The following is a 22,417-nucleotide window of genomic DNA, read 5'->3' on the forward strand; positions in this document are numbered from 1 at the left end:
GAAAAAAACACGATTCTTTTGAGGGGTTCCGTCCGCCACTCGTTAATAGGAGTGTTGGGAGGGAAGTAGCCACTTGGGGGTAGCTATTTCCAGCAATCGTCATTAATGACCAAAGACTAAAAATCCAACGATCAAGAGAGGATTGACAATGAAAAAGAACCTCCTGTCCGCAGCCGTAAAAGGAGCCCTGGGCTTCACCGCTGCCGCAATTATGGTTCCTGCAATGCCAGCTTTCGCTCAAGAAGATGCGGAAATGGTTGAAGAAGTAATCGTAACTGGCTCCCGTATCCAGCGCGCCGACCTGGAAGGTGCTCTGCCGATTCAAGTGATGGACGCTGACGCCATCGCCGCTACCGGTGTGACCTCTGCACCTGAGCTAATGGCCAAGCTGACTTCCATGCAAGGCATGACCGTTGCAGCTGATTCCGTTGGTGGTAGCGGCGGCGGTTTGCAAACCGCCAACCTGCGGGCCCTTGGTTCCGGTTACACCCTGGTTCTTCTTAACGGCCGGCGTATGGCTTCCTCTACCTCTGGTAGTGAGTTTGACTTGAGCCACATTCCTCTGGCAGCTATTGAACAGGTTGAAGTATTAACTGACGGCGCAAGCGCCCTGTATGGCTCCGATGCTATCGCCGGTGTTGTAAACTTTATTCTTAAGCGAGAAGTAGACAGCACAACAATAAATGTACGCTACGATAGGCCCGAGGCTAGCGGTGGCGGCGACATTGCCTCATTTGACATAACCAGCGGCTTTGGCAGTCTGGATGAAGACGGCTTCAGTATTGTCGGAAGCTTTAGCCACCATGAACAAAGCGAGCTAGCCGCAAAAGACCGCGACTGGGCTAGCTCAGGTATCATTCCGGTAACCAACCCCACTACCGGCAATACCGGTCTGTTCTTTAATGGTTCCACCAACTCCATCCCAGGTAACGCTTACGTCTATTACACAGACGAATGGAAGGCCGCCAATGGTGGGGACAATGCTCCCAACTCCGAAACTTTTAACCCTTATCTAGAAGCGAACGGTAATTGTGCGCCAGATAATGCCCCGTCTGGAAGTGTATGTGCTTTCGACTACACCAGCACCCTATTTATCCTCCCAGAAAAAGAAACTGATTCTATTTTCCTATCTGGAAAATACCGCATCAGTGACAACCTAGAAGGCTTCAGTGAGCTGGTTTACTCCGAGCGCACTATAACATCTAAGACCGCACCCTACCCAACAGGTCAAGTACCCCTGCCCATCGATTCTCAGCTGGTTCAGGACTACGTACTGCCTTACGCAAGTGTTGACACATCCGACATCGAGCAAGTTACAGGTACTTGGCGCGCTCTAGCAGCAGGTAACCGTGTTACCGAGTGGAAATCCGATGCCTTCCATTTCGTTGCAGGGGTGAACGGCTCCGTTGGCGACATCAACTTTGAAGCTGCGGCCTTCCATGCCTCTATCGATCAAGAAGAGAATTACCCGGACGGACACTTACTGGCTGAAGAGTTTGCAGAGCTCGCTAGCTCTGGCCAATTGAACATTTTCGAGCCGGTAGATAGCCTGTCAGAAGACACGGTCGCATTGGTTGCACCTACCATCTACGATGGCAATTACGGCACTACGGAAACCAGCGTTACTGGTTTCGACCTGTCTATGGACATGCCGCTATTCAGTATGGACGGTGGTGAAGCCCAATTGGCAGCGGGTATCGACTTCCGCCGTAACACCTATGAGGAAGGTATCTCTGACGCTAACCGCGATGGCCTAATCCTATTCCGTCAGGCTGGTGACGTTTATGATCTTGAGCGAGACACGTATGGTGTCTACGCTGAAGCTCTTTTTCCTGTGCTAGACACTTTGGATTTCACTGCTTCTATGCGCTACGACTCCATAGGTGGCACCGACGCGGTAGTTAACGGTAGTGACCTCGGCAGCGTAAGCGGTTCTATGTCTGATGTAACTTACAAGCTGAGCACCCGCTGGGCGGCTACGGATAATCTATCCTTCCGCGCCTCTTATGGCACAGGCTTCAAAGCTCCATCCATGCTTGAGCTAGCTAAGCCTCTGGTGAACTTCGGAGTAACCTCTGGCACCTTCGACTGTGTATTCCCTGCTGGTGATGAACTGCGCAATCTCTGTGTTGCGAACTCAGGGTTCCAGGCTCAGGTACTGCAAGTTGGCAATACTGAACTAGACGCAGAGACCTCCACTCAATACTCCCTGGGCTTTGTTCTAGATACTGACAGCGGCTTCACTGCCACAGTCGACTATTGGAACATTTCCATGGAAGACCAGGTCGATTATCTGCCCGAACAAGATATATTTGGAAACTGGGAAAAGTACCGCGACCTGTTTGTAGGGGTACACAACAGCACTACAGGGCGTGACGAACTCGGCATCATTCAAGCTTTTGTTAATATCGGTGAGTCAGAAGTAAGTGGTGTCGACTACCGTTTCGAGCAATCACTTGAACTCTCTTTCGGTGATATGCTGCTCTCCCTGGGCGGAACCTATATGATTGAGAATGAAAACTCACTCTTCGGTTCTAGCATGGGTAAGTTCGGCGCAAATGACGAAGTAACCTTCCGTAACCAGATCCGTGCAGGCGTCACTTTGTCCCACGGTATCTTCACCCACAACCTGGGTATGAACTACCGCAGCGGATATCTGGATCAAGCTAATACCATTGGCTTAATCGACGACGACGGCTCATATATTACTGAAACCGTCTATGACGAAAATGGCGTGGGCTCTGAACAGATCGTGTACGAAGATGTGCAACTTTCTATTCCTTCTTACATCACCTTCGACGTACAGAGCCAGGTTGCCCTGATGGAAGATCAGTTGACCCTGAAACTCGGTATCAACAACCTGACTGACGAAGAGCCGCCGCGCACCCTGCGTACCAGTGGCGCTGGTCACCAGCTGGGCTTCGATCCGCGTTACTCTGATGGCTACGGTCGCACTGTCTACCTGAATGCAGGTTATACCTTCTAAGAACATAAATTCTTAGTAAAGCCCGCGGCGTTAGCGTCGCGGGCTTTTTTTCAGCAGTGGGTAGATGGAACACAACAATAGGCAAAAAAGCACTTCTTAAAAGGTTAAGACTTCACGCAATATGGTATCTCTGCCAATTTGTGAACCGATGGCAAGAAGAGGACTAATTGAAACAGCTGCCCCCGTCTAACCCAATTCTCTCGAATACCTCTTTTTCTAGTGGCCTTCAGAATGAATGCTGCTGCTCCGACCTTTTTCAGTTCACCCTTCCTCCGCGGCAATCACGCCTTCAATCCAGTCAGTGAACATTTTTTAAGAATCGAACCCGTATTGCAGCAAAAGTCTCTCAAGGCACACCTCAAAACTATCTTTACAGATGTGGAGAACAAGTTAATTTGCTGACTAACACTCAACTCTTTCCACAAATGCTGCTGCTCCGACCTTTTTCAGTTCACCCTTCCTCCGCGGCAATCACGCCTTCAATCCAGTCAGTGAACATTTTTTAAGAATCGAACCCGTATTGCAGCAAAAGTCTCTCAAGGCACACCTCAAAACTATCTTTACAGATGTGGAGAACAAGTTAATTTGCTGACTAACACTCAACTCTTTCCACACAAGTATCGCCCAGATCCTAGCTATCAGCTCACAACGGTTGATTGGCCCCCCCTAAAACTCATCAGTCCTCAAGCACCGACATTTCGTAAGCACTATCTTGAGCCAATCTACCGAGCATTGAGAAGCCGGAAGAGGTCGTAAATCAGTAAAGCAAGGCTTATTGGAGAACGGTGGGTTACCAACAGGAGGTTCACTATCTAGAACTTGCTCATCCCCTCTCAAAGGACCTTCAATGGCAAAGGGGTGTGATCGTTATTTGCTCAATTTTTCAGATAAAAAATCTCATACTACGTTAAAGCTATAAATAGGCTTCAACTTGCCTGAAGCACCAGTTTTAAAGAATAAAATCCAAGTACTGCCTAAAAAACAAACCAAATGCTCTAAACATATTGAGCGGAATTGTTCATAAGTCGACCAAAAACTCATCGGAAAAGTTCCATATTTACCTTCAATGCATTAAAGTCAGCTTCGACAGTTTTTAACCCATATCATAAAAAGCATTATAAGCACCTTAAGTATAAGAAGGTTCCACTATGATTAAGACCAAATTGAGCATAGCCATCGCTGCTCTGGGCACCCTCGCCAGCACTGGCGTTTTCGCCCAAGAGTCTGCTGAGATTGGCGCAGAAGTAGAAGAAGTAATTGTTACCGGTTCACGCATCGCTCGTGACCCGCTATCCACTACAGGTCCAATTACTCTGGTTGATTCCGAAGCGATCCAACGCTCCGGTGTAGGCACCATTGATGAGCTGCTGAACCAACTTCCTTCTATGGGTACCACTGGTATCAATGCAAATGACAACAACGGCGGTGCTGGTCTTTCATTTGTAGACCTTCGCAACCTGGGTTCTGCACGTACCCTGGTTCTCGTAAACGGCCGCCGTTTCGTATCTTCCAGTTCTGGCGTGGCCGCCGCAGTGGATATGAACAATATTCCTGTAGATATGATCGACCGAATTGAAGTGCTAACTGACGGCGCTTCCGCTGTTTACGGCTCAGACGCTGTAGCAGGTGTTATCAACGTAGTTCTAAAAGATTCTTTCGAAGGTGTGCGTGTTAATGCCCGTGCCGGCGCCACTGAATCTGGTGGTGGAGAGAATGGCGAACTGTCTATCACTTTCGGTCAAGAATTCGAGCGCGGAAAATTCATCGCCAACCTTACTCATAGCAAGCGTGATGAGATCGCTTACACCGACCGCGATTGGGCTGGGCTGCAAAGCTCCATGTCCCCAACCGGTAATATCTTCACCTCATACGGTAATTTCGGCGTTGCTGAAGATGGGACTACCCTAGGCGACTACGCTAGCTATGACATTGGCCAGTACATGTGGCTGTCGGGAGCTATGGAGCGTACCAGTTTTACTGGAAGCGGCACCTTCTCAATTACTGACTCCATCGAGCTCTATGGTGAAGGTTCTTACACTACTAAAACTACCAATCAGCAGCTCGCCGCCCAGCCGATGTACGCTGGTAACGGCTTGAATATCACTGCTGACCACCTTTCAGCAGAAGTTCAATCTCAACTATCTGACGCCTGGCAAGAAGCTGAAGACGCTTACCAAATTGAGCTCGCTGCATACAACGCAGCAGTGGCAGAGTGGGAGGCCCAAGGCAGCCCTAAAGATCTTGAGCCTACTGCACCAGTAGCCACCCACGGTGAAAACTGGCAAGACGGCCTCAGTGATGTACGTCTCCGCCCAGTTGCTGGCGGTACTCGCGACTCCGAACAGGAAACCAAAACTTTCCGTGCCCTCACCGGTTTGCGTGGTGATTTGTCCAATGGCTGGGGCTGGGATGCATTCGTAAGCTACGGCAAGAACAAGGGTGATAACACCGTTGGCAACTCCATCAGTAAGACTAAAGTTCAGGAAATTCTTGATGGTGTAAGCGGTATTGCCGAAGAAGATGTTCAATTCCTGGGCGGTATGAGTGATGAAGTCATTGACTACATTAGCTACACCGATCGCGAAGATAACGAATACGATATGCTCAATGTCGGCGCCAGCTTGACTGGAGATATCGACGCTCTTGAGTTCCAAGGTGGAACCTTAGGGTTTGCTGCTGGCGTTGAATATCGAAAAGAGTCTGGTGAATTCAATCCCAGTGAAGAAACTCAGCTAGGCGAAACCTTTAGCAATCAACAAGATGCTACCTCTGGTGACTTCGCAGTAACTGAGGTGTTCGCAGAGTTCAACCTGCCAATCCTGGCTGGCCTCGACCTTGCTGATGAACTCTCCTTTGACGCAGCTATTCGCTATTCTGACTATGACACTTTTGGCGGTCAGGCAACCTACAAGCTTGGCGCTATATACGCACCAACGGAAAACCTACGTTTCCGCGCTAGTTTGTCTACTGCATTCCGTGCTCCAGGCATCTATGAACTATATAGCGGTTCTGCCCAGAGCTATGAATACCTCATTGACCCCTGTGACACCAGCAGTAGTAATGAGGCAGGCCAAGGTGCAAACTGTAGCATGGTAGGCGCAGGTTTCACCCAGGCAGGCAGCCAAGTACCAACCAACATCGGTGGTAGTGAGGATCTGCAGCCAGAGGAATCTACTAGCTTCACCGCAGGTATCGTATGGACTCCAGCTTTCGCTGAAGATCTGTCCATCACCCTCGATTACTTCAAAATTGAAATCGAAGACGCAATCACCTCAGCTGACACCCAGCAGATCCTGGATGATTGTTACCGTGATGGCAACGCAGCAGCTTGTGCACTGGTTCGCCGCAGCGACAGTGGCCAAATCGAGTACCTGGAAGGCTCTCTGATGAACATCGGAGAGATCAATACCAGTGGTATCGATATTGATGTAGTGCAAAACTTCCATTACGACGCTGGTAAGCTAGCCTTGCGTGCCCAAGCAACTCACCTGCTTGAGTACGAAGAGTACAATTCTCAGACAGACCAAACCACTGACCGCGTAGACTATATCGGTACTAACAGTGAGGCTTACACTAAGTGGCGCGGCCTTGCCAGCGCAACTTGGTACGCCGACAGCTGGGACTTCGGAGCTGACATTCAGTACATTGGTGATGGCCACAGCCCATACTTGGACATGCCCTCCCACACCTACCTGAACTTAAAGGCAGGCTGGGATGTGAATGATACTACGCGGCTTACTGCGGGTATCGACAACGTTACTGATCGCGAGCCGGCTACTACTTCCGGCAGCGACTGGAATGGTACTTACGACTTCCAGGGCCGCTATGCCTGGGCTGGCGTTACTTACCAGTTCTAAGTGCTAACTTTCTAAGTCAAGCCGAAAAGGGCGCCTTTTGGCGCCTTTTTTTGTTTCAAGTGAAATAACCTTGTAAAAGCTGCTACCCCCGAATCTAATCCCCGGTCCTCAGCAGAAGGTTCAACTTGTTTGTATATCTATTTTTTACATCCAAATTACCAACTAGTGAAAATGCTTCAGTAAAGCTCTCTTTGGAGGCCGCGATATCACCAAGCCGGTACCGAGTTAACCCCAACAAAAAATGAAATCGATGATCACTCTGATCTGCCCGCAGTGCCCTTCGAAGGCGTTTTTCAGCGAGTTTAAATTTATTGTTTTCATAGGCTTCCCGCGCCTGATAATAAAGGTAATAGGGGTTCCTGTTGCGGTGATAACGCACACGGCTCGCAAAGTCATCAGCCAACCTCTCCCTACCTGTCTTGCGATAAAGTCTCTCCAGATTACTGGCCGCAACAAGGTTGCCTCTCTGCAGCTGCAATGCATGCAGATAGCTCTGCTCAGCTTCATCAATAAGGTCGAAATAGCTGTAGAAAGCCCCTAAATTTGACCAAAGGTCCCCTCTTTCCGGCTGTAACTGTAGCGCCTTGCGCAGATACAGAAATGCTCGCTCCTTATCTCCCGCACGCATCAACTCTACCCCCCGATTACTGTAATAAAGGGCAAACGCAGTGCTGTCTTCAAGCTTTTGCTGCTTATAAGTTGGATCGTAGACTGCCAGATTAAAGTCAATCACTCGCCGAATATTTCTATATTCAGAAACCATATTGACATGACGGTAGACGGTAAAAACCTCAAAGTCATCCTGCCCCCAAACCGGAGGCACATCCACCTCATTAAAATAGGCCTCCACACCCAGCTCTCTAGACATAGCAACCATCATTAAGGTAAACGCTAGGCAGTTACCCCGCTGTAGCTGGTAAGTTTTACTCGCTGGAAAAGTACTGTTGGGGTTGTATTCGACCTGAAAGTCACCTCGTCCATAGCCATCCACTAAAGACTGTAGCCGTTTAGACGGAGACTCTGCAGGAGCGATAGTATCCAAATAGGCCAATACATCAGCGTCGAGACCCAGGAGATCCTCATCGGGCAGCTCCGCCGGCAAAACTGACCGATTGAGGATAGCCCGCCCACTAAGGACGTTACTTATATCAACAGCCCCAGAGTATTTAGGGGGAATTTGGGCACAGCTAGAAACAAACAGGACCAGAATAAAAGCTAGTGAGGTCTTCATCGTTATTTTCCCCTCAATATTTTTAGCCTTATGGGATTTAACACCAATTTAACGTAAATAGAAGTACCCTGTTGCCATTTATATAAATCCCCTCACTTCGGTTCGCCTGTTAAATAGACAACTGGTAAACTTTCCAAGTTACGCAGGAGGTAGGCGCTACAAACATTTAGGCCTTGGAGCTGGCAGAAAACATCCACCCAAGCCCGGATAAGTCCCGACCTCTTTAAACAAGAGCAATACAGGAAAGAAATAGTACTCTGACACACGGATAATTTACCTGGCTAACCAAAGGGCACCGAAATTTCAGTTCCCTGGCCAGGCTACCTTCCTAAATATGCAACAACATATTGCATTAGAGCTATAACAACTGGAATTTCAGCTTATGTCGTCAAATACAGACCAAAATGACGCTGGCTTTTTTGGCCACCCCAAAGGGCTCTCGACACTTTTCTTCACCGAAATGTGGGAGCGGATGAGTTACTACGGTATGCGAGCCCTGCTTGTGCTGTTTATGACAGCCAGCCTTCAGGAAGAGGGCTTGGCCTTTACCGTTGCAGCAGCGGGAGCTATTTATGGGCTCTACACTGGCGCCGTGTACTTCCTCGGCCTGCCCGGTGGCTGGATTGCAGACCGCCTACTAGGAGGACAACGCACCATATGGTACGGCGGCATCATCATTATGTGTGGCCATATTGTGCTCGCGATCCCAACCAGTTGGAGCTTTTTTATAGGCTTGATCCTTGTTGCTACCGGCACAGGCCTCCTCAAGCCCAATATCAGTGCAGCAGTTGGACACCTGTACCAACCAGATGATGTTCGCCGCGACAGTGGATACGCACTGTATTATATGGGCATCAACATGGGCTCAATCATCGGTTATGCCGTCTGCGGGTACTTCGGTGAAAATGTCGGTTGGCATTGGGGCTTTGGTGCCGCTGCTGTGGGGATGGCTATTGGCCTGATCCAGTATCGCCGCACTATCCACAATCTGGGGGACGCAAGCCTCAATCCCGAGAACCCGCTTTCGCCAGAAAAGGCAAAACTGGCTTGGCGCATAATTGGTGCTGTTGTAGTCGGTGTTGCAGTGATTACCGGCTTGGTGATGAACGGCACTATCACCATCAACCCGGTAGAAATAGCCAAGTACGTAGCTGTAGCCTTCACCCTGACCTTCCTTGCCTACTTTGGCTTTATCTACTTTGGCGGCCAGCTGAGCGGGTCAGAGAAAAAGAAAATGTGGGCGCTATTCCTAGTCTGTGTAGCCTCTACCTTTTTCTGGTCGGGCTTCGAGCAAGCGGGCTCCTCACTGAACCTATTCGGCCGCGACTACACGGATCGCCTGATTGGCAGCTTTGAAATGCCAACCTCCTGGCTACAAAGCTTTAACTCCATCTTTATCATTACCCTGTCCCCCTTCTTTGCCGCGCTGTGGATTAACCTGGGCAAACGCATGATCACCCCATCCTATGGGCTGAAGTGTGCACTTGGCCTGATCATCATGGCCAGTGGCTTCCTGGTAATGTTCTTTGCCGCTCAATATGCAGCAGCGGGCCTGAAAGTTGCTCCTTACTGGCTGGTAGCCACTTACTTCCTGCACACTGTCGGTGAACTCTGCCTGAGCCCAGTGGCCCTGAGTGCAGTAAGTAAACTTTCTCCTCGCCGCTTTGCTGGCCAGATGATGGGTGTCTTTGTTCTGACTTACTCTATCGGCAACCTCTTTGCCGGTCTTCTGTCAGGTAACTTTGATCCGAACAATGTTGCTGAGATGCCAAACCTATTCCTGCAAATCAGCTTGTTCACAATCGGAGTGGGTATCATCCTGGCCCTGATCAGTCTCAAGTCCAAGTACTGGGAAACTGACTCAGAAGCACCCCAGAATACTGCGACAGCTGAAGGCTCTACTAAAACGGCCTAATACTTAGCTGTATTCCAAAAAAAAGGCCACTGCTATACAGTGGCCTTTTTTATTTTCCCTCGCCTAAAGCAAGCCTTGTAACAGACCGACATTCAGCCAGATAAAGCGCGCCCCAATAATAAACAGCAAAACGGCAAAGCAATGCTTAAGCATTTTGGGAGAAAGGCGATGGGCGAGATTGGCACCAAAGCGGGCAAAAAACGTGCTGGTGACAACGATTCCAAAAAACGCAGGCCAGTACACATAGCCACTACTCCATGCTGGTAGAAGCTGATTGCCCCAGCCCTGGAAACCAAAGCTCAGCGCACCCGCAACCGCAATGGGAAGACCACAAGCCGCCGACGTAGCGACCGCACGCTGCATCTTCACCCGGCAACGGGATAAAAATGGAACGGTTAGTGAGCCCCCACCGATACCAAAAATCGCCGATACCCAGCCGATAACTCCCCCAGCAGATAGCAATAAAGATGACCTTGGCAAGTTGCCGGCCCCCTCCGTTAATTGATCGTGCCGGGCACCACTAAGCCACATCCTCACCGCAATCACGATCGCAAAGACGCCTATCAGCAGCTGCAGCCAGGCACCGGGGAGTAACTCAGCAGTGGCACCACCGGCCCAGGAGCCGATTAAAATGCCTGGAGCCATAATTCCAAAGATCTTCCAGTCCACCGCCCTTTTCTTATTGTGAGCGCGCACTGAACTGATCGAAGTGACAATGATTGTTGCTAGGGAGGTGCCCACAGCCATGTGGGTGAGGATTTCAGGGGATATCCCCATGGCGGTGAAAACAAAAACCAAGGCAGGAACAATGATCAGGCCACCACCTACGCCAAATAGTCCGGCAATAGTTCCAGCAGCAGCACCGACCAACAAATAAACCAGTAGTATTTCCATAGCCCACCCCGTTTAAATACGACAAACAATTTTGTCGCATTTAAACAGATATAAGCTGGGAATAGATAGCGACCTTAACTTCGGCTTTCCACTGTAAGCCAGTCAAATCCCTCCTGCTGACAGGCAAAAATACAGCTCTCCACTGTTTCGGTAACCTCTGCCAGGGCCTCCTTTGCCAGGGCAAGGCTGTTATTTTTTTCACTTATATGGGCTACAACCAGGTGCTGTAGCTGTTCATAGCCAACGCGCTGTAGAAAGCCTGCAGCCTGCTGATTACTCAGGTGGCCATAGGCACCTCCAACGCGTCGCTTCAACGAAGGTGGATAGGGTCCTTGAGCGAGCATCAGAGGATCGTGATTTGCCTCTAGAACCAAGGCATCACAATCACCAAAGTGCGCTTCAACATGAGGGGTGATAGTCCCCAAGTCCGTCAACAAGCCCAGACTGCTACCGCGACAGCGAAACACAAACTGCGCCGCCTCACGGGCATCGTGAGGAACCGCGACCGGGGTTATTTCAATATCAGCGACAACAAAAGGCTGATGCCCCTCAATTAAGTGCAACTCCGGTAACTTGCCAATATCACGCGCCTTAAAAGTACCGGGCGTCAGGTAGACAGGCAGGCCATATCTGCGCGCAAGTGGACCTACACCAGAGAGGTGATCACTGTGTTCGTGGGTAACCACAATCGCAGAGATATCAGCGGGAGACATACCGAGCCGCGCCATACGACGCTCGGTTTCCTTGATGGTAAAACCGCAGTCAACCAAAAGAAAGTGGTCGCCACTGGCGACCACTGTTCCATTGCCTTTACTGCCGCTTCCCAAAGAGGCGAAGCGCAGGCCCATTAAATAAGGTTCTGCTGGATAGATTGAAGCAGCTGGGAAGCTTCATTCTTTGAAAGCGGCTGTCCGCGAGTATCGCGCACGCGCACTTCAATTTCATCGTCATTGCCACGAATAACAATCAGATAACCGGGATAAGCCTCGCTTGTAGCGGTTCCTACTCCCAGGCCTTTGATTTCCTTGAAGAGAGCAGGTTCAGTACCCTCAGTCATATCAATACCAGCCAAGATCTGTTGTAGGCTTACCTGATCAGCGCTCTCTGCCAGCTCATCCTCATCGCTCTTGCTCCCCCAGGAGAACCAGCCTCCGTCGCTATCTTCTTCATCAGAAGCAAGTGCACGATCTTCATCGTAGGTGACGTAAAGAAGTCCAATATCGGAATCTTCACGGTGCAGACGATAAGCACCGGAGTTCACAGCATGAGCGACAGTAGCCCAGGCCCGGTCCATTTCGAGCCCCATTGCAATATAAGGCTCGTGACCAGCAGGTTCCCTCAACTGGACTTTAAGAGAGCTGCTACCAATCGCCTGGGCGACTAGAGAGGCTGTAGCAGCAGCTGTTTCTGACGCCAGAGCCGTGGACATTTCATCAATCATCCACCCTTCTCGCTCAGGGCTCGAAGAGCGGTCCGGCCAATTAACGCTACCGCCAACCGGGGCAGCAGAAGGCACAGACAAGTGGCGTACGTGAATCTCTGTCGTATCGGGTTGCACACCGGTTTCTACCTGCAAGCGATACTTATCTTTCGTGTCAGGGCTCTCTTTAAAGGCCATCCAGGTAGTTTCCATCACACCCGCATTGGCATCTGACATTTCTATACTCAAGCCTGAGCTGCGAAGGAATTGGTGCAACTGGGGCCACACCTCTTCAGGAGGCTGGGATACAAGCACCCAGCGATCTCCGCCGAGCTTTTGAATCTTTACTCTCTCCAGACCCGCATTCACTGAAAGCGCTTGAGGACGCGGAACTTCAAATTCCCCCTGGGCCAGCTGCTCCCCTGCAATCTGAGGGATCTCATAGAGTTCCTCCTGGTGCTTGGTATTAACACCTTCAGGTATCCGCAGAGGTGTCAGGCTATCAGCATGCTGGTAATCATTACTGCGATCGCGGAAATAGCCATCGTTGCCGAACACACCGCACCCTGCCAGCGTAATACTGGAGATAAAGAGCCCGGCTCCAACGGTCAATTTTTTCATTAAAGCTATCCTGGTTAATTCTCAGTTCGCGGGTTTAGAGTACACCGGCACTACGCAGAGCTTCGCGCACTGTTCCGTGGTGCTCAGGGGATAAACTTGTCAGAGGTAGGCGTATTCCACCGTCGACACGACCCATCTCCCGGAGAGCCCATTTCACCGGTATCGGATTGGACTCCAAAAACAGCACTTTGTGCAATATTTGTATTCGCTGGTCAATTGTCCGTGCAGTCACCGCATCACCGGCCAGCGCCGCTTCACACATTTGGGCCACTGCTGCGGGAGCCACATTAGCGGTTACACTAATATTTCCATGACCACCCAGTAACATTAGTTCAACCGCGGTACTATCGTCGCCAGAGTAAACGGCAAACCCTTCGGGCAGAGTATCTATTAAAACCTTAGCCCGCTTCAGATCACCGGTGGCTTCCTTGATGCCTACGATATTGCCGACCAACGCCAGGCGCTGTACCGTCTCCGGCAACATGTCAACTGCTGTGCGGCCGGGAACATTGTAGAGAATTTGGGGAATGGAGACAGCCTTGGCCACCGCACGATAGTGCTGGTAGAGGCCTTCTTGGGTGGGCTTATTGTAATAAGGTGTAACCAGCAGGCAGGCATCTGCACCACATCGGGCGGCATTCTCTGTAAGGTCAATCGCTTCAGAAGTAGAGTTTGCGCCAGTTCCAGCAATCACTGGCACTCGACCTGCCACTTGGTCCACAACACGTCGAATAACCTCAATATGCTCATTGAAGTCCAAGGTTGCAGATTCACCGGTAGTCCCCACAGCAACCAGTGCTCGGGTCCCCTGCTCGATATGCCACTCAACGAGGTTGTGCAGACTGTCCCAATCCGGGCTTCCGTCTGCGTACATTGGGGTGGCCAGGGCCACCATACTACCGGTTAACATCCTCACTCCTTATTTTTTGCACTCCACCCGGAATACCACCGCCAGAGTCAGTTCAGTATGTTACTTAGGCCAGGGTATCTGCGCCAGTGCGACTAGCTCGCCACTCTTTTGCGTTTCTTTTTCTTTTTGCGTACCCCGTGATACACGTTTTCTGCCCCTTCAGGACGGGTCTTAAAACGGCGATGCACCCACATGTATTGTTCTGGGGCCTCGCGAATACGCGCTTCGATAAACTGGTTCACCAAAATGGCATCTTGCAGCTCATCTCCCGAAGGGATCTGATCAATAGGATCGTAAATCTTCAAACGGTAACCTGAGCCATCATCCAGTCGTGTCACCACATAGGGCACCACTTTGGCCTTGCCTACCCTGGCGAACCGTGAGGTTCCCGTAACAGTCGCCGCCGGAACATCGAAGAAAGGAGCAAAGATCCCCTGCTTAATCCCATAATCCTGATCCGGAGCATACCAGACCGCACGCCCGCGCTGCAGGGCTCGCAATACCCCGCGCACATCTTTACGCTGATAAACACTGCCATTCTCAGTATGGCGCTCTCGCCCCTTGCGCTGCATGTAGTCATAAACCGGATTTTTGTGCGGCCGATACATGCCATCGAGAGTGATACTCATCCCCATCATGGCGGCGCCGATTTCCAGGGTAGTGAAATGCATGGCCATCAGGAGAACGCCCTGGCCTTGGGCCTGGATGGCCTGCAGGGCTTCCAGCCCTTCAAAGGTAAAGCGTTTCCGTAACCACGCTGCAGAGCGAAACCAGGCCATGCCGGTTTCCATCAAGGCGATACCACTGGACTCAAAATTACGCCTAAGAAGTTCAGCTCGCTCATCTTCCCCCAGCTCGGGGAAGCACAGCGCGAGATTGCGTTCAGCAATCGTGCGCCGGCTGGTAGCTACTCTTAGCATTAGGCGGCCAAACGCACGGCCCATGGCCAACTGCCAGCGATAGGGCAATTGCGCGATCAAAAACCATAGTGCAAAAAGCAGCCAGGTCAGCCAGTAGCGAGGATGCAGCAGCGCCGCGCGAAATCGGGGTTTTTCCATCAGATCTATATCAGGGTGTGGCGCCGAGGCGCAACCTAAGTCGGTTGAAAACGACGTAGTATACCCTATGCGAGGAGAGCAGGGACTGCGTAACAGCCACAGGAGGTCAGTGCCTTAACAGGGTGTCCAACTCATCCACTGCGACACACCAATCCGAATCATCCAAGATAGCATTCTCCAGGAACTCTCGTTGCCCATCACTCCAGAAGGAGGCGGAGGAAAGCTTCTCATGACGGTGCAAATAGTGCGTGACCAGAAATTCATGGATCTGTGCATCTTCAGACGCCAGCCCCAACTGGGAAAACAGGTCCTTCAGTGTGTGATGTCCAGTAGTTTCCATAACGATTACCGCTATCTATTCTGGCAGCCATATTTTCATGGCGACTCCCCCAATTATAGTTGGGCAGCCCCTGATTCATTCCGCATTATTCCTGCGGGGCTTTCAGAGGCATCACAGGCTTTCATCAATAGAATTCAGACTCTGCCCTTTTAGGGCGCCGGGTTGGGGTTCCCCTGGTGTATAGCTTCGATAGCCGCTAATTGCTCACCATCCAGGGTGATTTCAACGCTGGAAATATTGGAGCGCAATTGCTCGATAGTTGTGGCGCCAATGATATTTGAAGTGACAAATGGCTGCTGATTCACGAATGCCAGTGCCATCTGCGCAGGGTCCAGACCAAACTCCCGGGCCAAATCCACATAGGCCTGGGTCGCAGCCTGGGTTCTCTCTCCAGCGTAGCGCTGAAAGCGATCATAGCGGGTAAGTCGTGCACCCTCCGGCTTCCTTCCCCCCAGATACTTGCCCGAAAGAACCCCAAATGCGAGGGGGGAGTACGCCAATAGGCCACACCTCTCGCGAATAGCAATTTCAGCGCAGCCAACTTCAAAAGCCCTGTTTAAAAGACTGTAGGGGTTTTGAATCGAAACAATCCTTGGCTTTCCGTAGGCAATCGACTGCTGCAGGTACTCAAACATACCCCAGGGAGTCTCATTGGAAACACCGATATGACGAACCTTGCCTTGCTCAACCAACTCCTCAAGCGCGCCCAATGTTTCAGCTATTGACACACCATCGTCGCTGCCGTGGACATAGTCCAGGCGCCCAAAGAAATTGGTTTGCCTTTCAGGCCAGTGGACCTGGTAGAGGTCGATATAGTCAGTGCGCAAACGTTTTAAGGAATCATCACAAGCCTGCAAAATCTGCTCTCGGTTCAGACGGGGACCCGAGCGAATATGGCCAACACCTGAATTGGCGGCACTGCGGCCTGCCACTTTAGTTGCGACAACAACCTGGTGCCTGCCTCCTCGCGCAGCCAGCCAGTTGCCGATGTATTCCTCGGTTCGGCCCTGTGTTTCTGGCCGTGGCGGAACTGGATACATTTCCGCACAATCAATAAAGTTAACCCCCTGAGATATTGCATAGTCGAGCTGCTCAGCGGATTCAGCTTCATTATTTTGTTCACCATAAGTCATGGTGCCCAGGCAGATCTGGCTGACCTTAAGGTTGGTGGTGCCGAGTTGGCGATACTCCATTGAAGAGCCCCCATAAACCGAAAAACCGGATTATGCAGCTTTGCTAGGAAGAGTTGTAGGAGTGCGTTACGGAAGGGGAAACGGGACTCCCAAATGGAGTCCCGCAAAAAATCAGCCGAATTTGGTATCTACCATAGGTGAGGTGTCTGCATCGTAATCAATGCCATCAACACCAAATCCAAACAGCTTGAGGAAGTCCGCTTGATAGCCCTTGAAGTCAGTCAAGTCAAACAGGTTCTCAGCCGTTACCTCAGGCCAGAGCTTTTCGATCTTCGCCTGAGTCTCAGGGCGCAGCTCTTTCTCGTCCATACGTAAACGGTTCACATCATCGAGACGTGGAGTATCGGTATAGAGCCCCTCAGTGTAGAGGCGGTATAGCTGTTCGATACAGCCCTCATGAGTCCCCTCTTCTTTCATGATTTTGTACGCAAGAGAGATATAGAGTGGCATCACCGGAATAGCAGAGCTGGATTGGGTCACCAGCGCCTTCAAAACGGCAACGTTAGCCGCAGCCTTACCGTTATCGGTGATCGCTTTTGCCGCGCGATCAAGATCTTCTTTAGCTTTACCGATAGTCGCGTGACCATAAATCGGCCAGGTCAACTTTTCACCGATATAGGTATAAGCCACAGTTTTGCAATTATCAGCCAATACCCCGGCATCACCGAGGGCCTGCATCCACAGTTCCCAGTCTTCACCACCCATAACCTTGACGGTATTTGCGATCTCTTCGTCGCTCGCCGGCTCCAAAGTAATATCGGAGATCTCCAGCTTGTCAGTGTTCAGATTCTTGGCAGTGTAAGATTTGTTAATGGGCTTGAGGACAGAGCTATACAGCTCACCGCTTTTCGGATCTGTGCGACGCGGGGATGCCAAGCTGTAAACCACGAGATCAACCTGACCTAAGTCTTCTTTGATCATCTCTACAGTCTGGGCTTTCACCTCATCTGAAAAGGCATCGCCATTGATACTCTTTGCGTAAAGCCCCGCTTTGTGGGCCTCCTGCTCAAAAGCTGCGGAATTGTAATAACCCGCAGAAGCCGTGCGCTTTTCAGTAGGCGGCTTCTCGAAGAACACACCAAGGGTGCTTGCGCCGCAACCAAAAGCAGCTGTAATTCGTGATGCCAGGCCGTAGCCTGTGGAGGCACCTATCACCAGCACCTTTTTGGGCCCATTTTCGACCGCTGGCTGGGACTGAATATACTCAATCTGCTCGCGTACGTTAGCAGCGCAGCCCTGCGGGTGGGCATTGGTACAAATAAAACCGCGTACTTTCGGCTGGATGATCATCCTTACAGTCTCTCCCTTCGTCTTTTGGGAATCGTTGTTACCTGATTACAGATACGCTGGTGGCGCTCCGGAGAACTATCAACCCAAGGTCGTGAGTGCGACGCCTGGGTCAGGTTCGTGGGCCATTCTAATCTCTGTCGCCGAGGAGTCCCATAGCGGTATTTCCCACAATCGATAGATGACGTCCAAAATATCTACTATCCCGGCCAAAGCGCCATATCCTGTTCAAAACCCAAACAGGAAATCGATATTTCCTGACTTTCCTGCACATAAAAGGGGCTACAGTGATTAATGTCGCGCCAAGCCGGTGCCACAAAAGGGCTAATTGACATATTTCCACAGGAAAATTCATCAACTGCGCTTTTTCTGGCTTGGCACGCTGTATGCAGTCTCACCAGTGAAGGAAGCTTTTCGCTGTCATACAGCAAGCCAGGGATGGCTCGAGCGTTGTTCAACCTGTAGTAAGTTAGGAAGGTCAGAGTGAAATACTATTCGCGACACTGTGTGAAACCCGGAGACCTCAATCCTGCCCAGCGCCTGTTTGGCGGACAGCTACTGTCCTGGATTGATGAGGAAGCAGCAATCTTTGCCGGCTGCCAGATGGGTACTCCAATGCTGGTCACCAAACTGATGTCGGAAATTGACTTCGTCAGCTCCGCTGGCTGCGGTGATGTGGTGGAGTTTGGATTCGAAGTGGTTGGTATCGGCCAAACCTCGCTCACAGTCCACTGCGAGGTTCGCAACAAACAGTCGCAGCAGCTGATTGTGCAAGTGGACCAAATTGTTTTTGTCGCGCTGGACGCAAATGGCAAGCCCACCCCTCACGCAAAGGCCGGCATGTCTCTGGAACAGGCCCGAATTGTTACTCAACAAGAGCGGGAGGTTCGCGAACGCAGAATTGCCAGCTGACTCTACCCCGGAGCAATAACGCTCTAGAGCAGTGAAACGGTGGCGGTATACTGACGCTTTGCACTAACCGCCATCGACTATGTTTGAACTGCGATTTCACACCCCCAAACCCTGGGCTCAAGTGGTGCTCGCCGACTTTGATCGATTCCTGCAGGACCATGCTGCCGCAGAGAAAAAGGCCTCCGGCATGGCGGTATCCATGTTCTCCCACTATCCCGACAAGCCCGTTTTAGTGGAAGCCATGATCAACCTGGCACTGGAAGAAATGAACCACTTCCGCCAGGTTATTAAGATTATGCATGATCGAGGGATCTACCAGGCACCGGATGAGAAAGATCCGTATATCAACGCCCTGCGCCAACTGATTCGCCGGGGGCCAGATGAATACTTGATGGACCGCCTGCTCACCGCAGCGATCATCGAAGCGCGGGGGTGCGAGCGCTTTGGGCTGGTGGCTGAGGCACTGCCAGCTGGCCCCCTGAAAACCTTCTACCAGGTCATCACCGATAGCGAGGCTCGCCACCACGAACTATTTGTCGAACTCGCCCTGGAGTACTTTCCCCGCGAAAAAGTGGAAGCGAGGCTATCTGAATTACTCGACGAGGAAGCCGCGATTACTGCCGCACTCCCACACCGCGCGGCATTGCATTAGCGGACCGTAATTCAACGCAATTCCTATTCCCCTCCAATGGTGTATCCTGGCGCCAATCTCTAGCCCGACGTAGAGGCGCCAAACATATGCAGACTTTCCTTCGCCAACACTGGTTCCGCCTGTTCTTATTGACCACATTTGCCATTACCTGGGCCTGGTCTGCCTGGAACCCCCTGCACCCCGATGACTGGTTGCTTGAGAACTATCTGGTATTTGCCGCTCTACCGATCATTTTGATCAGTGCACGGAGTTTTCCCTCATCGAATATCTCCTATACATTGATCACCATCTTCATGTGCCTTCATGTGATCGGCTCTCACTACACCTATGCCGAAACGCCTTTTGGCTACACCTTACAGGAATGGCTGGGCTCCGATCGCAATATGTACGACCGCCTGGTGCATTTCAGCTTTGGCCTTCTCCTGGCCTATCCGGTGCGAGAGATTCTTGTGCGCCTGGCTCAACTGCGTGGATTCTGGGCCTATTTCTTCCCGGTAGACGTGACTTTTGCGCTCTCATCAATCTACGAAATCATCGAGTGGCAAGCGGCGAAAGCTGTCTCTCCAGAATTGGGCGCAGCCTTCCTCGGCTCTCAGGGAGACATCTGGGATGCGCAGAAAGATATGCTGCTAGCGGGGCTCGGCTCTATCACCACCATGCTGGTGGTACTCGCCCTGAACCTGTGGTTGAACTCCAACGCCTGGAGTGAGATTCGCAACAGCCTTAAGCCCCCCCCGGGTGACAGCGCCCTGGGAGAAACCCGATTGCGCCACTGGTGGAGTAATCGACGCGGCTAGAATCCACCCCTATTTCGACAATGCATGATTTAGCGGTAAACGGGTTGTCTGCTTCATCGTCTCCATTACAAAACTGGAGCTGACATCAAACAGGTCGGCCTTGATCAGCTCCTTGTAGAGACGATCGTAGCCAGGCATATCGGTGACTACCGCTTTGATCAGATAGTCCAAATCTCCACTCATACGATGGACCTCAAGAATTTCAGCCACCCCCTGTGTCAATTCACTAAAACGGGCGGCCCACTGATCATTGTGCTGGTTGGTACGAATTGAAATATAGACCGTCAGCGGCAAGTTCAGTTTTTGCTGATCAAGGAGGGTAACCCTGTCGCAAATCACCCCCTCATCCTCAAGACGGTGAATGCGGCGCCAACATGCCGACTTGGACATCCCAACCCGCTCGGCAATATCCCCCACTGACAGGGTCGCATCAGCCTGCAACAGCTCGAGTACTGCCCTATCCAGTTTGCTTAATCCTTCAGTCATCACTCAGTCCCCGCCTCGCCCAATCACACAAAATGACGCTTTATGGCACAGTTTTACGATTTAAATCTTATTATCGGCACAGTCATTCATAAATTACACAATAAAAGATACAAGTAGAGACATTGTTTCAAGCATTCGGGACTAAAGTGAGCCCCACAAAACAGGGGAAAGGAAATCATGACAGACCTGATAAAGCACATCCGCGACTCGGTAATCGGCGAATTGCAAGCAATCGTAACGCCGTTTGGAAAACGTCCTCTGGTGTACGCCGACTACACAGCTTCCGGTCGTGCGCTGACATTTATCGAAGAGACTATCCGCCAGCAGGTACTGCCCTTCTATGCCAATACCCACAGCGAGAGTTCCTATACCGGTGCCCATACCACCGCGCTACGGGAGCAGGCCCGTGAAGAAATTCGTCAGGCAGTCAACGCCAGCGATAACCATAAAGTGATTTTTTGTGGTTCTGGTGCAACAGCCGCGATCAACAAATTGATCGATATTCTCAACTTGCGCCTGCCCGCAGACCTGGATAGGCAACACCAACTCTTAAGTAGAATTCCCGAACATGATCGCCCGGTTATTTTTATCGGCCCATACGAGCACCATTCCAATGAACTCCCCTGGCGAGAGAGCATTGCCGATTTAATCGCTATTCCACTGGATAAAAGAGGCAAACTTGACCTTGAAGTACTGGAATCAGAACTGCGCGCCCATGCCCATAGACCATTTAAAATCGGCAGTTTTTCTGCGGCCTCTAACGTAACCGGAATCAAAACAGATGTAGAGGCCGTGACTGCACTCCTTAAAAAACACGGAGCTTTATCATTTTGGGACTACGCCGCCGCAGCACCCTATGTGCAAATTAATATGCAAGGGCCAGCAACGCCGGATAGCCACTACCAAAAGGATGCCGTGTTTATCTCCCCGCACAAATTCATCGGAGGACCTGGCACTCCAGGTATTCTGGTTGTACACGAAGACCTGCTGAAAAACTCGGTACCTGCTACACCGGGAGGCGGTACCGTCCTTTATGTCACACCGGAAGATCACCGCTATCTGGAAGACGCCGAGCGCAGTGAAGAGGGCGGCACTCCAGCCATTATCGAGTCGATCAGGGCCGGTATGGTTTTCAAACTTCAACAGACGGTGGGCGCAAAAGAGATTGGTCGACGCGAAACCCAATTTTTACAGCGGGCACTGCAACGCTGGTCGGAGGAGGAGGCCATTGAGATACTCGGCAATACTGACTCCGCACGACTATCCATCATCTCCCTGCGAATTAAATGGAACAATAAGGACCTTCACTACGGTTTTGTGGTGGCATTGCTCAATGACCTGTTTGGTATTCAGGTTCGCGGAGGCTGCTCCTGTGCCGGTCCCTATGGACACGCTTTATTGGGCATCGATATGGCCCACAGTAAATCCCTGGAAGAACAAATCCTGCAAGGTCAGAAGGTACTGAGACCCGGTTGGATAAGACTCAACTTTAACTATTTTATCAGCGAGGAGGTCTTCGAATACTTATTGGAGGCAGTGGCCCTGGTCGCCAACTACGGCTGGAGATTGTTGCCGTTTTACCGTTTTGACCCACTCACCGGCGTATGGAGATATCAGGATAAGAGAATGAGGACATCGCTTGATATTTCTCAGCTGACATTTACTGATAAAGACACGCAACAAGAGCAGGAAAACCGTTACAACTTAGATCTTAAGAGCTATTTAATGATGGGAGAAAAAGAGCTTCGCAAAGTTGGTCGCGAAGCCCATTTCTACGATTTAAGACTACCCGATGAGGCAGAACCCCTACGCTGGTTTGCCAGCCCCCGGGAAGCGGCACTGGCACTTTAAGTGGGAA

The 22,417-nt window shown here is 51.0% G+C and carries 17 protein-coding genes; 7 read left to right on the plus strand and 10 right to left on the minus strand.

The genetic code is table 11. From position 1 onward, the window contains the following. Positions 1 to 148 precede the first annotated feature (148 nt). Complete coding sequence (locus tag ACJJIN_RS13910) at positions 149 to 2,986, plus strand: TonB-dependent receptor plug domain-containing protein (protein ID WP_444895122.1); 2,838 nt, start codon at positions 149 to 151, stop codon at positions 2,984 to 2,986. Positions 2,987 to 4,134: 1,148 nt separating this feature from the next. Further along, complete coding sequence (locus tag ACJJIN_RS13915) at positions 4,135 to 6,843, plus strand: TonB-dependent receptor plug domain-containing protein (protein WP_444895123.1); 2,709 nt, start codon at positions 4,135 to 4,137, stop codon at positions 6,841 to 6,843. 94 nt (positions 6,844 to 6,937) lie between these two features. Here ACJJIN_RS13915 and ACJJIN_RS13920 read toward each other — a convergent pair whose 3' ends face one another. Further along, a complete protein-coding gene (locus ACJJIN_RS13920; protein ID WP_444895124.1) occupies positions 6,938 to 8,074 on the minus strand; it encodes a tetratricopeptide repeat protein in 1,137 nt (378 codons plus the stop codon). Between the two features lie 382 nt (positions 8,075 to 8,456). On the opposite strand from ACJJIN_RS13920, the gene ACJJIN_RS13925 reads away from it, so the two are divergent. Further along, positions 8,457 to 9,989, plus strand: coding sequence for a peptide MFS transporter (locus ACJJIN_RS13925; RefSeq protein ID WP_444895125.1), 1,533 nt, complete (start codon positions 8,457 to 8,459; stop codon positions 9,987 to 9,989). A 63-nt stretch (positions 9,990 to 10,052) separates the two neighbouring features. Here ACJJIN_RS13925 and ACJJIN_RS13930 read toward each other — a convergent pair whose 3' ends face one another. The 8 genes from ACJJIN_RS13930 to fabV all read right to left on the minus strand — a co-directional run bounded on the left by ACJJIN_RS13930 (position 10,053) and on the right by fabV (position 17,715). Continuing rightward, on the minus strand, positions 10,053 to 10,883 hold the full coding sequence (locus ACJJIN_RS13930; RefSeq protein WP_444895126.1) for a sulfite exporter TauE/SafE family protein: 831 nt from the start codon (positions 10,881 to 10,883) through the stop codon (positions 10,053 to 10,055). 74 nt (positions 10,884 to 10,957) lie between these two features. After that, positions 10,958 to 11,731 carry an MBL fold metallo-hydrolase gene (locus ACJJIN_RS13935; protein WP_444895127.1) on the minus strand — a complete coding sequence of 258 codons (774 nt, stop codon included), beginning with the start codon at positions 11,729 to 11,731 and terminating at the stop codon, positions 10,958 to 10,960. Then, positions 11,731 to 12,924 (minus strand): NlpB/DapX family lipoprotein, encoded by a 1,194-nt coding sequence (locus tag ACJJIN_RS13940; RefSeq protein WP_444895128.1) that lies wholly within the window; start codon positions 12,922 to 12,924, stop codon positions 11,731 to 11,733. Before ACJJIN_RS13940 ends, ACJJIN_RS13935 begins: the two co-directional genes overlap by 1 nt. 34 nt (positions 12,925 to 12,958) lie before the next feature. Further along, positions 12,959 to 13,834, minus strand: coding sequence for a 4-hydroxy-tetrahydrodipicolinate synthase (gene dapA, locus ACJJIN_RS13945; protein WP_444895129.1), 876 nt, complete (start codon positions 13,832 to 13,834; stop codon positions 12,959 to 12,961). Between the two features lie 92 nt (positions 13,835 to 13,926). Beyond that, the gene (gene lpxL, locus ACJJIN_RS13950) at positions 13,927 to 14,892 is read right to left on the minus strand and encodes an LpxL/LpxP family Kdo(2)-lipid IV(A) lauroyl/palmitoleoyl acyltransferase (RefSeq protein WP_444895130.1); all 966 of its coding nucleotides are present in this window, start codon (positions 14,890 to 14,892) and stop codon (positions 13,927 to 13,929) included. Between the two features lie 106 nt (positions 14,893 to 14,998). Beyond that, the gene (locus ACJJIN_RS13955) at positions 14,999 to 15,232 is read right to left on the minus strand and encodes a DUF2789 family protein (protein ID WP_413664456.1); all 234 of its coding nucleotides are present in this window, start codon (positions 15,230 to 15,232) and stop codon (positions 14,999 to 15,001) included. 149 nt (positions 15,233 to 15,381) lie between these two features. Next, positions 15,382 to 16,425, minus strand: a complete 1,044-nt coding sequence (locus tag ACJJIN_RS13960) for an NADP(H)-dependent aldo-keto reductase (RefSeq protein ID WP_444895131.1) — start codon at positions 16,423 to 16,425, stop codon at positions 15,382 to 15,384. Between the two features lie 111 nt (positions 16,426 to 16,536). Beyond that, on the minus strand, positions 16,537 to 17,715 hold the full coding sequence (gene fabV / locus ACJJIN_RS13965; RefSeq protein WP_444895132.1) for an enoyl-ACP reductase FabV: 1,179 nt from the start codon (positions 17,713 to 17,715) through the stop codon (positions 16,537 to 16,539). Positions 17,716 to 18,195: 480 nt separating this feature from the next. On the opposite strand from fabV, the gene ACJJIN_RS13970 reads away from it, so the two are divergent. From ACJJIN_RS13970 to ACJJIN_RS13980, 3 genes are all read left to right on the plus strand, one after another. Next, a complete protein-coding gene (locus ACJJIN_RS13970; protein WP_413664453.1) occupies positions 18,196 to 18,624 on the plus strand; it encodes an acyl-CoA thioesterase in 429 nt (142 codons plus the stop codon). 79 nt (positions 18,625 to 18,703) lie between these two features. Then, positions 18,704 to 19,276, plus strand: coding sequence for a tRNA-(ms[2]io[6]A)-hydroxylase (locus ACJJIN_RS13975; protein WP_413664452.1), 573 nt, complete (start codon positions 18,704 to 18,706; stop codon positions 19,274 to 19,276). An 86-nt stretch (positions 19,277 to 19,362) separates the two neighbouring features. Next, positions 19,363 to 20,073 (plus strand): DUF2238 domain-containing protein, encoded by a 711-nt coding sequence (locus ACJJIN_RS13980; RefSeq protein ID WP_444895133.1) that lies wholly within the window; start codon positions 19,363 to 19,365, stop codon positions 20,071 to 20,073. Between the two features lie 9 nt (positions 20,074 to 20,082). On the opposite strand, the gene ACJJIN_RS13985 is transcribed toward ACJJIN_RS13980, so the two are convergent. Further along, on the minus strand, positions 20,083 to 20,559 hold the full coding sequence (locus tag ACJJIN_RS13985; RefSeq protein ID WP_444895134.1) for an Lrp/AsnC family transcriptional regulator: 477 nt from the start codon (positions 20,557 to 20,559) through the stop codon (positions 20,083 to 20,085). A 177-nt stretch (positions 20,560 to 20,736) separates the two neighbouring features. Between ACJJIN_RS13985 and ACJJIN_RS13990 the strand changes: the two genes are divergently transcribed. Further along, entirely contained in the window at positions 20,737 to 22,410 is a 1,674-nt protein-coding gene (locus tag ACJJIN_RS13990) for an aminotransferase class V-fold PLP-dependent enzyme (RefSeq protein ID WP_444895135.1), read from the plus strand. Positions 22,411 to 22,417 lie beyond the last annotated feature (7 nt).

It is taken from the genome of Microbulbifer maximicatervae (SeqCode) (assembly GCF_052467505.1).